General features: G+C 44.5%; 10 protein-coding genes and 4 pseudogenes. All 14 read right to left on the minus strand.

The window, feature by feature from the left end:
- Positions 1–103: 103 nt before the first annotated feature.
- Positions 104–537 (minus strand): annotated as a pseudogene (locus MMY81_RS35310) (isocitrate/isopropylmalate family dehydrogenase).
- Entirely contained in the window at positions 528–1247 is a 720-nt protein-coding gene (locus MMY81_RS35315) for an isocitrate/isopropylmalate family dehydrogenase (RefSeq protein WP_374562021.1), read from the minus strand. Before MMY81_RS35315 ends, MMY81_RS35310 begins: the two are co-directional and overlap by 10 nt.
- A gap of 238 nt (positions 1248–1485) precedes the next feature.
- Positions 1486–2601 carry a citrate synthase gene (gene citZ / locus MMY81_RS15055; RefSeq protein WP_252313533.1) on the minus strand — a complete coding sequence of 372 codons (1116 nt, stop codon included), beginning with the start codon at positions 2599–2601 and terminating at the stop codon, positions 1486–1488.
- 328 nt (positions 2602–2929) lie between these two features.
- Positions 2930–3406, minus strand: a complete 477-nt coding sequence (locus tag MMY81_RS15060) for a DUF441 domain-containing protein (RefSeq protein WP_252313534.1) — start codon at positions 3404–3406, stop codon at positions 2930–2932.
- A 121-nt stretch (positions 3407–3527) separates the two neighbouring features.
- Positions 3528–3917 (minus strand): FxsA family protein, encoded by a 390-nt coding sequence (locus tag MMY81_RS15065; RefSeq protein WP_120192602.1) that lies wholly within the window; start codon positions 3915–3917, stop codon positions 3528–3530.
- Positions 3918–4006: 89 nt separating this feature from the next.
- The gene (pyk, locus tag MMY81_RS15070) at positions 4007–5761 is read right to left on the minus strand and encodes a pyruvate kinase (RefSeq protein ID WP_120192603.1); all 1755 of its coding nucleotides are present in this window, start codon (positions 5759–5761) and stop codon (positions 4007–4009) included.
- Positions 5762–5797: 36 nt separating this feature from the next.
- A complete protein-coding gene (pfkA, locus tag MMY81_RS15075) occupies positions 5798–6757 on the minus strand; it encodes a 6-phosphofructokinase (RefSeq protein WP_252313535.1) in 960 nt (319 codons plus the stop codon).
- Positions 6758–6864: 107 nt separating this feature from the next.
- Entirely contained in the window at positions 6865–7854 is a 990-nt protein-coding gene (gene accA, locus MMY81_RS15080; RefSeq protein WP_252313536.1) for an acetyl-CoA carboxylase carboxyl transferase subunit alpha, read from the minus strand.
- Positions 7855–7876: 22 nt separating this feature from the next.
- Positions 7877–8724: pseudogene (gene accD / locus MMY81_RS15085) on the minus strand (acetyl-CoA carboxylase, carboxyltransferase subunit beta).
- 174 nt (positions 8725–8898) lie between these two features.
- Positions 8899–10130: pseudogene (ystJ, locus tag MMY81_RS15090) on the minus strand (NADP-dependent malic enzyme).
- A 72-nt stretch (positions 10131–10202) separates the two neighbouring features.
- The gene (locus tag MMY81_RS15095) at positions 10203–10583 is read right to left on the minus strand and encodes a hypothetical protein (RefSeq protein ID WP_252313537.1); all 381 of its coding nucleotides are present in this window, start codon (positions 10581–10583) and stop codon (positions 10203–10205) included.
- The gene (locus MMY81_RS15100; RefSeq protein ID WP_252313538.1) at positions 10580–10996 is read right to left on the minus strand and encodes a hypothetical protein; all 417 of its coding nucleotides are present in this window, start codon (positions 10994–10996) and stop codon (positions 10580–10582) included. Before MMY81_RS15100 ends, MMY81_RS15095 begins: the two co-directional genes overlap by 4 nt.
- Positions 10953–11284 (minus strand): annotated as a pseudogene (locus tag MMY81_RS35320) (helix-hairpin-helix domain-containing protein). The gene MMY81_RS15100 and the pseudogene MMY81_RS35320 overlap by 44 nt, the downstream one beginning before the upstream one ends.
- Before the next feature lie 47 nt (positions 11285–11331).
- Positions 11332–13536, minus strand: coding sequence for a DNA polymerase III subunit alpha (locus MMY81_RS15110; RefSeq protein ID WP_252313540.1), 2205 nt, complete (start codon positions 13534–13536; stop codon positions 11332–11334).
- Positions 13537–13610: the final 74 nt, after the last annotated feature.

Below are 13610 nucleotides of genomic sequence, written 5' to 3' on the forward strand. Positions count from 1 at the left end.
TCTGGGCAGTCATTATAGCTGTTGTTGCACCTGTAAAACCACTGCCGATAACGGATACTTTTCTGCGTTTAATAGCCATCTTTATTTCCTCCCAGTATCGTAATTACATGTTTTTGATAAGAGCATCTCCAAATTCAGAGCATTTTACTTCTGTCGCACCATCCATTAGACGGGCAAAGTCATATGTTACTACTTTGCTTGCAATGGTCTTGTCCATAGAACCAAGTACAAGATCAGCTGCTTCGTTCCAGCCGAGGTGGCGGAGCATAAGCTCTCCGGAAAGAATAACAGAAGATGGATTCACTTTATCAAGTCCTGCATACTTAGGAGCTGTGCCATGTGTTGCTTCAAAGATCGCGTGGCCTGTTTCATAGTTAATGTTGCACCAGGTGCAATACCAATACCGCCGACCTGTGCAGCAAGAGCATCAGAGACATAGTCACCGTTAAGGTTCATCGTTGCTACAACATCAAATTCTTTCGGACGTGTAAGAATCTGCTGAAGGAAAATATCCGCAATCGAATCTTTTACGATAATTTTGCCGTCTTTTCTGCTTTATCCTGTGCTTCATTTGCCGCTTCTTTTCCTTCTTTTTCTACAATTTCATCATACTGAGCCCATGTGAAGACTTTCTCGCCGTACTCTCTTTCAGCAAGCTCATAGCCCCATGTCTTAAAGGCACCTTCCGTAAACTTCATGATGTTACCTTTATGCACAAGCGTTACTGTCTTAAGATTTTCTTCAAGTGCATAATCAATCGCTGAGCGGACAAGGCGCTCTGTACCTTCTTTAGAGATAGGTTTAATTCCGATACCGGATGTTTCAGGGAAGCGGATGCCGGTTACTCCCATTTCTTTCTGAAGAAAATCAATAACCTTCTTCGCATCATCAGTTCCCTGCTTGTACTCAATACCTGCATAAATATCTTCCGTGTTCTCGCGGAAAATAACCATGTTTACGTCCTCAGGACGCTTAACTGGAGAAGGTACATTAGTGAAGTGACGAACAGGACGAAGGCACGTGAAAAGATCCAGACGCTGACGCAGGGCTACGTTCAATGAACGGATGCCTCCGCCGATTGGAGTAGTTAATGGTCCTTTGATAGCAATAAGGTATTCACGGATTGCTTCAAGGGACTCTTCCGGAAGCCACTCACCTGTTTTGTTATATGCTTTTTCTCCAACGAGAATTTCTTTCCAGTGAATTTTCTTTTCGCCATTGTAAGCTTTCTCAACGGCAGCATCCAATACTTTTTCAGCTGCAGCCCAGATGTCCGGTCCAATACCGTCACCTTCAATATAAGGAATTACCGGATTATTTGGTACGTTTAATACTCCGTCATTTGTTGTAATTTTTGTCCATTAGCCATTTCAAAAAAACCTCCTACTTAGAATAAGTGAACCACTATTTATTTTAATGTTGTCCTGCGGCAGAGTAAAGAGAATAAAGGAAATCCTTTATTCTCTTACTATTGCAATACCGCTATTATCTTTGATCCATCGGCACGTACTTCTGCTTATCCGGTCCTACATAATCAGCGCGGGGGCGGATTAAGCGGTTGTCGCTGTACTGTTCCAGGATATGGGCCAGCCAGCCGGAAGCACGGCTTGTTGCAAAGATAGGGGTAAACAAATCGTGATCAATGCCAAGGCTGTGGTAAACAGAAGCAGAATAGAAGTCCACGTTTGGAAGAAGGCCTTTTTCATTGGTTACAACTTCTTCTACTTTCAAAGACATATCATACCACTTCGTTTCGCCGGTTACTTTCGTAAGGCGCTCGGACATATCACGCAGATGCTTCGCTCTTGGATCGCCCTGCTTGTAGACACGGTGTCCAAATCCCATGATTTTTTCTTTGTTTGCCATAGCTTTTTTAATGTAATCTTCAGCCTTATCCGGCTCGCCGATTTCAGAAAGCATAGCCATAACTTTTTCGTTGGCACCGCCGTGCAGCGGACCTTTTAAAGCTCCAATAGCCGATGTGACACCGGAATAAATATCGGAGAGTGTTGCTACGCAGACACGTGCAGTGAATGTGGAAGCGTTCAATTCATGGTCTGCATGAAGAACGAGCGCTTTATTAAACGCTGTAATAGACGTTTCGTCCGGCTCTTCCCCATTCAGCATGTAAAGGAAGTTAGCTGCAAAACCAAGATCTGCCTTTGGAGCGATCGGCTCTTTTCCTTCACGAATACGGGAGAAGCCTGTAACGATTGCAGGAATCTGCGCTTGAATCTTTACTGCTTTACGCTTATTTGCTTCCTCATTCATTTCATCTGCTTCGTCATCATACAGGCCGAGCTGTGATACAGCTGTGCGAAGCGCAGCCATCGGATGTACTTTTTCTATTGGATACTGTTTCATAAAGTCAAATATCTCTTTTGGAACATCCATATTTGCAGCAAGATCTTTCGTGAGTTCGTTTAATTCATTTTCCTTTGGCAGATGTCCATTCCAAAGTAAATAAATCACTTCCTCAAATGTAGCATTATCTGCAAGATCATCAATATCATATCCCTGATAAGTCAGGACATCATCAATGATGGAACTGACGCTTGAGGTAGTTGCTACTACCCCTTCAAGACCGCGTGTTGTACTCATTTTAAAAACATCTCCTTTACCTTAAAGTATGATTTCCAAATTCTTTGAAAATCGAAAATGCTTACATTTCCATGAATTGTAAAATGTGCCACTCTTTTTTTAACTAGAATGGTTAGTCTGTTTACTACACAGAGTACCCTTCCCTTAAAGGCTCGATCATAATCATCATCATTCCGGATTCCTGATATAGGCGAGATTCATTATAAGCTAACTATGTAGGAAGGACTTTCACCTACTCATTATAACCATATTTCATGAATTTGTGAATCAAAGTACACAAAAAAATAACTTTCCTCTCTGTGAAGGCTGGTGCAGGAAGTTCTTCTCATTATCCGGCTCCGGATGAGGAAAAGAATTCCACCACTTTCATCGCTGTATAGGCAATACCTGCTCCGATAAGCGGACCTACAGCAACTCCATTAAACAAAACAACAGCCAGAATGGTTCCAAATACGAGGGCCGCTGTAATATGCGGATCGTTTGCAAGGAGCACCACCCCGCCTTTAGCTATAACGGCTACCGCTATGCCCGCGGCAAGCGCGATCCACGCGTAGGAAGATCTGGCTGCCTCCCCAAGCTGGCTGAACCCGATTTCCCCGGTCATGATAGGGATAAGAACCGTAAATGTAAGAATAGTAACCGCTATCGTGATACCTTTAGACTGCATAAACGGAAATACTTTATCACCCAGTCCTGCATAATGAATAACCAGTAACGCAACAATAGCAATAATCAACGTCTGGTTTTTTGCAATAATGCTGACTGCTAAAAGAAACAGCATAAAAAGTGAACCCGATGAAAACATTCCAATCCCTTCCCTCTCTAAAATGGTTCTTTTACATCTATATGTAAAGATCCGCACGCTTCTTTTCGTTCTATAAGCAAAAAAAGGCCCACTTTTCCAAGCGGGCCGGATCATATTTCACTTATCTTCTCGTTACAACAACTGTTCCGTTCCGCAGCATCCGGTTCAATATCTTTTGGAAAAGAGCTTTGGCTGAACCGCGAGTTACCGGCAGAAGAAGCAAAAAGCCGGTCAGGTCTGTTATAAAACCGGGAGTAAGCAAAAACGCGCTCCCAAGCAGAATACATGCCCCGTCCATCGCAAGGCTGCCCGGAATTTCTCCGTTCTGCATCTGCAGCTGGGCGGTTCTAATTGTTTGCAGACCTTCCTTTTTAGCCAGCCATGCGCCTATTATACCTGTAAGAATAATAAGAATTATCGTCGGCCAGATTCCAATAACATTTCCTGCCAGAATGAGCACGCCTACTTCAGCGGCTGGAATGATGATGAGCAGCAAGAGGAGCCATTTCATTTAATTCTCTCCTTTTTTTCTCTTATTTACTTATTATATACGGAATAAGCCGCCCCGTATAGCAGGGCGGCTTTTTACCGTACATCTCTTTAAAGGACGCTTGCGTGGCCGCGGTAAATATCGCCGCGTGCGCCGTCCACTGTAATTTCTTCTCCGTCTTCAAATAAATCTGTAGCCTGGTCTACTCCAACGATTACAGGAATACCGAGCGTAAGTCCGACTACGGCTGCATGCGAAGTTAATCCGCCTTCTTCTGTAATAACGGAAGAAGCCTGTTCGAATGCCGGCATCATATCTTTATCTGTGCCATACGTTATCAGAATAGCACCGGGTACCATCTTCTGTTTTGCTTCTTCAGCGTTTTTGGCAATGACTACTTTGCCGGAAGCCGTTTTCCTGCCAATCCCCTGGCCTTTAGCAGCAACTTCACCAATCACGTGAACTTTCATAATATTTGTTGTTCCTGATTCACCTACAGGAACACCTGCTGTAATGACAACAAGATCTCCATGTTCTACGCGGCCGCTTTTCAGCGCTTCTGTTACGGTGATATCAAGCATCTCATCCGTTGTTTTTGCTGCAGCGCCATGAATGGCCTTAACTCCCCAAACGAGCGCAAGTTTTCTTACAACGCCTGGATTGCTGGATACCGCAATAATCGGTGATTCCGGACGGTATTTAGATACAATTCTTGCAGTATTTCCGCTTTCCGTAGCAGATAAAATAGCGGCTGCATTTAAATTGAAAGCCGTGTGGGAAACAGCCTGGCTGATAGAGTTTGTTATCGAAACCCGGCTTTCTTTCGTTCTTTGGCTTAAAATATTTTTATACTTTAATGCCGTTTCCGTTTTGCGGGCGATATTGCTCATCGTCTGAACAGATTCAACTGGATAATCACCAGCTGCTGTTTCTCCAGACAGCATAATAGCATCCGTGCCGTCAAAGATAGCGTTCGCTACATCACTTGCTTCTGCTCTTGTCGGACGAGGATTGCGCTGCATCGAATCAAGCATCTGAGTGGCGGTAATAACCGGTTTTGCCAGCGTATTACATTTTTTGATAAGCTCTTTCTGAGCAAGCGGTACATCTTCCGGCGGTATTTCTACACCAAGGTCTCCGCGGGCTACCATCAGACCATCCGATACTTCAAGAATGGAATCTATATTGTCAATTCCTTCCTGATTTTCGATCTTTGGAACAATTTGAATGTCTTCTGCTCCATGCTTTTCAAGAAGTTCTCTTATTTCAAGTACATCAGATGCTCTTCTGACGAAAGAAGCAGCAATAAAGTCCACACCCTGCTTAATACCAAATTCAATATCTGCTGCGTCTTTATCGGTAATACCCGGAAGATTTACGCTGACATTAGGAAGGTTAACGCCTTTTTTATTTTTCAGCTCTCCGTTGTTAAGCACTCTTGTACGAAGATCTTTTCCTTGTATCTCAAGTACTTCCAGTTCAATTAATCCATCATCAAGAAGAATTTTCTTGCCTGGTTCCAAATCGTCAGAAAGCCCTGCGTAGGTTACTGAAATTTTTTCAGTCGTTCCTTCTACTTCCTCAGCTGAAACAATCAGATCCTGACCTTTTTCCAGGTTAATGGCGCCGCCGGCCATCGTGTGGGTACGGATTTCGGGACCTTTCGTATCTAAAAGAATCGCTACGTTCTTTTCCAGCCTTGCCGAAACCTCACGAAGATTATCAATTCGTGCCTGATGTTCAGCAAAATCGCCATGTGAGAAGTTCAGTCTGGCAACATTCATGCCGGCTTTCATTAATTTTTCCAGGATCACCGGGTCTTCACTTGCCGGTCCTATAGTACAAACTATCTTTGTTTTTCTCATCTTATTCCTCCTAGTATTTAATACACTGTCTCCGGATTATATAGATAATTCCTGGGAAAGGCGGTATATATCTTTATCAATGGTGTGCGTTTGACTAAGTGCGCTTTCGATGCTCTGCGATACAATTTTATTCTCACGGATTCCTACCATCTCGCCCTGCTTCCCTTCGATGAGAAGCTCCACTGCCCTGGCACCAAGACGACTGGCAAGCACACGATCTGAGCCGGTCGGCGAGCCCCCGCGCTGAATGTGGCCGAGAACAGTAACTCTTGTTTCCAACTGTGTAGCGTCTTCAATCATTTTAGCGAACTCAGGACCGCTGCCTACTCCTTCTGCAACGATAATAATGCTGTGTTTCTTGCCGCGCTGATTGCCGCGATCCAGACGGGCGAGTATCTGCTCCATATTATAAGGCTCTTCAGGAATAATAATCGTTTCTGCCCCATCAGCAAGACCTGCCCATAAAGCAAGATCTCCGGCATTTCTACCCATTACTTCGATTACATACGTACGCTCATGGGAAGTGGCGGTATCGCGTATTTTATCAATTGCATCAATGACTGTGTTAAGAGCCGTGTCAAATCCAATCGTAAAATCAGTACCAGGGATATCATTATCAATCGTGCCCGGGACTCCGATAGTAGGATAACCAAGCTCTGTAAGCTTCTGTGCACCCCGGAAGGAACCATCGCCACCGATAACGACAAGGCCTTCAATCCCTTTTTTATTTAGCTCTTTTACTGCGGTTTCCCGTCCTTCCGGAGTTTTAAATTCTTCGCATCTTGCTGTATATAATTTTGTGCCGCCTTTTTGGATAATATCACCGACATCACCTAATTGCATTTGTTCAATATTCCCGCTTATCAGGCCGGCATAGCCGTTTTTCACGCCATATACTTCCAGGCCGTGAAAAATAGACTTTCTTACTACCGCTCTAATAGCGGCATTCATGCCGGGAGAGTCTCCTCCACTGGTCAATACTCCGATACGTTTCATTTTAAATTATCCCCTTCCACATCGTATTATACGTTACCATCTCATTCATGAAAAATGTAGCTTTTTCTTTTTTTAGACCAAAAGGAAAAGTGCCTTCTGCTGTTAAGTCAGAAAGCACTAGGGTTATCTGCAGGAATGATAGCGCTATCATCATCAAATTCCCCGATATTTTTGAACTTTTCGTAGCGCTGTTCAATGAGTTCTTCCCCGCTCATCTTATTCAGATCATCTATTGAAGCTTTTAATATTTTATCTATCTGCTTCGCCTGCTCTGCTACATTATGATGGGCGCCTCCCCTGATTTCCGGAATAACCTCATCAATAATTTCCATTTTTTTGAGGTCAGGTGCTGTAATTTTCATGGTTTCCGCTGCTTTTTTTGCATGAGCAGAATCTTTCCATAATAATGCAGCTGCGCCCTCCGGAGAAATAACAGAGTATGTAGAATTCTCCAGCATGTGAATATGATTGCCTACTCCCAGAGCAAGAGCTCCGCCGCTTCCGCCTTCACCGATAACGATGCTGACGATTGGAACGCTGAATCCAGCCATTTCAAGGAGGTTTCTGGCAATTGCTTCGCTTTGGCCCCGTTCTTCTGCGGCTTTTCCGGGATAAGCGCCTTTTGTATCAATCAGGCATATAATTGGTCGATTGAATTTCTCCGCCTGCTTCATTAAGCGGAGCGCTTTTCGATATCCTTCCGGATGCGGCATGCCAAAATTCCGGCGCAGATTCTCTTTCGTGTCTTTGCCCCGCTGGTGGCCGATAACGGTTACCGGGCGCCCGTGATAGAATGCAATGCCGCCTACAATGGCTTCATCATCTCCGTACAGCCGGTCACCATGCATTTCCATAAACCCTGTGCACAGCTCATTAATATAATCAAGCGAAGTCGGCCGCTCTGCGTGTCTTGCAATCTGAACACGCTGCCATGGTTTTAAATTACCATATATTTCGTCTTCAAGCTGTTCCAGACGGCTTTCCAGCTTATCTATTTCCCCACTCATATCTATTTCTTTATCTTTTGTAAATTCTTTTAGTTCGTTAATTTTCTCACGAAGCTCCACTACGGGCTTCTCAAAGGGAAGATGGTTCATGCAGCCTCCTCCTTTCTCTATATTACGTTCTATGAATAGCCAGAATGGCGCTCAGTTTTTCTCTCATATCCGTTCGTGATATCACATCATCAAGCTGGCCGTGCTTCAAAAGAAACTCAGCTGTCTGAAAATCTTCCGGCAGCTCCTGCCTGATCGTCTGTTCAATAATACGGCGGCCCGCAAATCCGATCAACGCGCCGGGTTCCGCAAAATTATAATCACCTAGAGAAGCAAAACTTGCTGAAACCCCACCGGTAGTAGGATGTTCATGATAGATATAAACAACAGCCCTTCGCGGTCCAGCTTCTTTAAAGCAGCGCTTGTTTTTGCCATCTGCATTAAGCTGAGGACACCTTCCTGCATTCTCGCCCCGCCTGAAGAAGAAAACATAACAAACGGTACGCCATCAGATACTGCCTCTTCAATGGCACGTGCTATTTTTTCTCCTACTACTGATCCCATGCTTCCCATGCGGAACCTGGAATCCATAACGCCTGCTACGACAGGATGGCTGTCTATTGTTCCTTTTCCGGTAACGACCGCTTCATGCAGATCTGTTTTTTTCTTATCCTGTTCTACTTTTTTCATGTAGTCAGGAAAATCGAGCGGATCTGAAGAAACCAAATACGTATTTATCTCGGAAAAGGAGCCCTCATCAAAAAGGCCTTCAATTCTCTCCGGAGCAGTAATCGGCATATGATGCTGGCAGTTCATGCATACCATTTGATGTTTACGCAGTTCTTTCGTGTAAACAATGGTTTTGCATGAAGGGCATTTTGTCATAACTCCTTCATTCATACTGGCAGGCTGCTGCCTTTCAGGAGGCACTGTAGCATATCTTCTTTTTTTATTAAAAAAATCTTTTAACACGCGTACACCTTCTTTGCTTTCCTATAAAGAATGTCTATTTTTTTAAACAGAAATAAGCAGATTCACAAATAAACGGATAGAAAGCGACCGATATGCGTTAACGATCGCTTTCTTTCCGTAAACATTTCTCTTATTTTATCACGTAGCCTGTTATATATGGGAATAAATTTTAAATTAATCTTTATCGATAATAGAAAGGCGGCGTGTTTTTTCAGCCACTTCCTCCGGATCACTTCTTTACGGGCTACTCCTGTTTCCATTGCTGTTTTAGCTACCGCTGCTGCCACTGCAGGGGCAACTCTTCCGTCGAATGGATTCGGAATAACGTAATCTTCCGAAAGATCGTTGTCTGCAATTAAATCAGCAATGGCATATACGGCTGCTTTTTTCATTTCTTCGTTAATGTGCGTAGCGTTCACGTCAAGTGCTCCTCTGAAAATACCCGGGAAAGCAAGAACGTTATTAATCTGGTTTGGAAAGTCTGATCTTCCTGTTCCAATTACGTGGGCGCCGGCTTCTTTAGCCTCGTGAGGCATGATTTCCGGATCCGGGTTGGCCATTGCAAAAATAATAGGATCTGCATTCATTGTCTGTACCATTTCTTTTGTTAATGCGCCTGCTACGGATACCCGATAAATACGTCAGTATTTTTGATAATATCTTTAAGTTTCCTGAAGCCTTATCTTTATTTGTTACTTTAGCAACCGCTGCTTTTTACGTCATTCATTCCAAAAGAACGGCCTTCATAAATAGCCCCTTTGGAATCGCAGAGAATAACGTCACGTACGCCAAGACGCTGCAAAGCTTGATAATGGCAATACCGGCAGATCCGGCTCCATTAATCACAACGCGGATTTCAGAAATCGGCTTGCCGTTAAGCTTCAGCGCGTTAATCAGGCCGGCTGCTGTAACGATGGCTGTTCCATGCTGATCGTCATGAAATACAGGTATGTTCGTTTCTTTTTTTAAGCGTTCTTCTATAATAAAGCAGTTAGGAGCCGCTATGTCTTCTAAGTTAACGCCGCCGAAAGTTGGTGACATCAGCTTAACGGTTTCTACAATTTTGTCTACATCTGTAGTATCAAGGCAGATTGGGAATGCATCTACACCTGCAAACGATTTAAAAAGGACAGCTTTTCCTTCCATTACGGGAGAGAAGCTTCGGACCGATGTTTCCAAGGCCTAACACGCAGTACCATCTGTCACAACAGCAACCATGTTTCCCTTCATTGTATATTCAAATACTTTCTGCTTATCTTCAAAGATAGCTTTACACGGTTCAGCACACCCGGCGAATACGCTAAACTTAAATCTCTGGAATTGCGGACGGGTACTTTAATTCCTGATTCAAGCTTCCCCTGATTTGCTCGATGAATATGAAGGGCTTCTTCTCTTGTCGTTGGCACGTAATCCACTCTCCTTTTATATAACTGCGTTTACTCTTTAGGGCAAGTTTTTCGATAACTTGCAAAACTTCTTTAATTATAACAGATCAAACAAACTAGTTCATCATTCCGAGGGCTTAAAAACAATAAATTCTTTCGGAATATATTTTCCATTTCTTTCATAAAATGGAGGTTTGGCGATGCTTTCAAATGACTGCCCAGCTGTACCGTCTCTCTTGTACGTTCATAAAAAACGTTCACAGCCACAGGACCAGGATACTGGTTCACTACTTTTTTCACCTGTTTTATCACGCCTTGTTTTTCCAGATGTCCGTCTACTTTTAACCAGAGCATAGACCGGCTTTGAGCATGGAGTTCCGGCAGACTCAGGACAGCTTCTGCAATAATCTGGAGACTGCGCCCTTTTGCTTCTGTTCTTCCCTGAATGAGCATCGGTACTCTCTGTTCGATCAACGGCTGACTTTCCGGTAGACAAATGAAATATTACTACTTCGGCCGAAGCATCTCCGTCCGTTATCGTAAGAATGCCATTTTTTCTCCCTTTTTGTCCGGATTTCCCTGCATTCTTCTTCAATACCCGCGACCCATATTTTTTTCAGGCCTTCTTTAATATTTCCCAATTCTGCCGGTTGATAGGAAGGCAGAAAATGGCTGTATTCATCCAGAGGATGCCCGCTTAAGTAAAGGCCGGTTGCCTCTTTTTCTGCTTCGTAGGCTTCCTTGGCGGTATATGGTTCGGCCTCCACATAACGGAAATCCTCGTCTCCGGAATCGATAAGACCTCCCAGCTCTCTTTGAAACCCGGCAAACTCCAGAGCACGGTCAATAGAGGCAAGCAGCACCGTTCGATTTTTTACCCCACTCATCACAGGCTCCGGATTTAATGAGCATTTCCAGGCCGCTTCGTCCAAATTCTTTTATGTTAACACGGATACAGAAGTCAATTAAGTCTTTAAACGGCCCTTTTTCCGTTCTTCCATAAGCGAATACACTGCTTTGTTTCCAACCTGCCTGATCATGTTAAATCCAAACAGAATCTGTTCTTTTTCCAGTTTGAACGTAGAATAACTTCTGTTAATAGAGGGAGGCAGAAACGCGATGCCGCTCTTTTCCGCTTCCCTTTTGTACTGACCGAGTTTGCTTTTATTGTGCACGTGCAGAGCCAGCAGGACGGTATAAAAAACGGCCGGCTCGTTGGCTTTTAATAAGCCAGCTGATAAGAGATGACGCTGTATGCAACAGCATGGCTTTTATTAAAGCCGTAATCGGCAAAACGGACAATCGTATCATACACTTTCGAAGCCGTATCCGAACTGTACCCCTTCTGCACCGCTCCGCTAATAAACGCTTCCCTCTCTTTTTCCAGCACTTCTCTTTTTTTCTTGCTGACCGCCCGTCTGAGAAGATCAGCCTGACCGTACGAATATCCGGCCATCAGTGCAGCTATCTGCATAATTTGTTCCTGATAAACGATAACCCCATAGGTGTCGCGAAGAATCGGCTCCAGATCCGGATGGGGAAACTCCGTTTGTTCTTTTCCATGTTTACGTGCTGCATAATTAGGAATAAACTCCATTGGACCCGGCCGGTACAATGCGTTTACCGCTGTAATATCCTCAAATCGATCCGGGCGGATCTGCTGAAGGGCTTTTTTCATTCCGTCGGACTCCAGCTGAAAGACCCCATCCGTGTTTCCTTGAGCCAGCAGGGCAAAAGCCGCATCGTTATCAAGAGACAGGTTCCGAAGCGAAAACTGATGATCTTTTCGTTTTATCAATTCTTCCATACGCTGCAGCATCGATAAATTCCTCAGACCAAGAAAATCGATTTTCGTCAATCCCTGTGCTTCGAGTACTCCCATAGGATATTGTGTTACCGGCACATTGCCCTCTTTGTAAAGCAGCGGAACGTGATCTGTTAATTCGTGTCTGCTGACAATAACACCGGCGGCATGCACTGAAGTATGCCTTGGCATTCCTTCTATCTGCGCAGCCAGCTTCATCACAGCTGCAGCCGCTTTTTCCCGTGTAATAAATGCTTTCATGTCTGCGTTATCCTGAATCGTTTCCGCTATAGTTGTCTGGCGGCCCGGCTGGGCGGGGATGTAGCCGGCCAGTTTTTCAATCAGCGCCTGCGGCGTTTCCAGTATTCTTCCGATATCACGGATCGCTGCTCTCGCTCCAAACGTTCCAAAAGTGCCGATCTGCGCTACGTGGGAAACACCGTATTTTTCCGCCGTATATCGAATCACTTCATCGCGCCGGTCATCTTGAAAATCGATATCAATGTCCGGAAAACTGATCCGGTCCGGATTTAAAAAACGTTCAAACAAAAGTTCATGCTTCAGGGGATCCACATCTGTTATTTCCAGCACATAGGCGGCAAGGGATCCTGCCGCAGATCCTCTTCCCGGCCCTACAGCAATACCTGCAGCCCGGGCAAATTGTATAAAATCCTGCACGATTAGAAAATAATCGGCAAATCCGGTGTTTTCTATAATAGTTAATTCATAGGTCAGTCTTTCTTCCGCTTGAGCGGAAGGGGAGCTGAACCTTTTTTTCAGCCCTTCCCGGCATAAATAATTTAATTCTTCTACTGAATTATTTTTATATTGAAGAGGAAAAGAGGGCAGTGAGGGCGTTGATGGATGGAGGGTTACAGCGCAGGCATCAGCAATCCGCACGGCGTTCGCGGCAGCTTCCTGCTGCATTTCCGACTCCTGGGGGAAAGGCGTGAGCGCATGTTCCGGAATGTCACTTAGATCCATCTCCCGCACAGGAATCCCTTGTTTCACAGCCTGGAGTGCTATTAATGCTTTGTATTCTTTTTGATCCGCCATTCGGACATTGTTTCCTGCAACAACCGGCAGATCAAAGGCACGGGCGGCTTCTTTCCATTCTTCCAGGCCGGCTGTGCCTTCTTCTTCCGGCCACTCTAAATAAAGCCTTCCCGCTGCTACTGTATCTTTGTATTTTTCCAGCGTATCTTTCACCCAGCCTTTTTCTTTAAGCCGGATCCAGTATGCCGCTTCACTTTCTTCCCATGGAAGAACAGCAAATAAATGATCTGTTCTTCCCGCTAGATCATCCAGGGACAAGAACCTGCGCTGGCTTTCCGAAGACAAACGCATCAATTCCTGATATCCTTTGTCATTTTCGGCGTATAGAGAAAGGCAGAATGCGTCCTGATGCACCCCTTTGAGCGTGAGCTCTATTCCAATAATAGGCTTGATCCCTGCTTCCACGCAGGCATTATAAAATGGCACCGCTCCAAACATTGTATTGGTGTCTGTAAGACCCAGAGCTTCTATACGATGGTGTCCGGCCGTTTCAACCAGTTTGTTTATACGGGCCGTACTGTACAACAGACTGTATTCGCTATGTATATGAAGCCTTACTTCCTTCATCGTTACCCTCCTTTCCTGATCACTGTTCTTTCTTTAGTATGCCCCGCTTTTTTTTCAAAAACAAGAAATCCACA

The sequence above is a fragment of the Sinobaca sp. H24 genome (assembly GCF_023845525.1).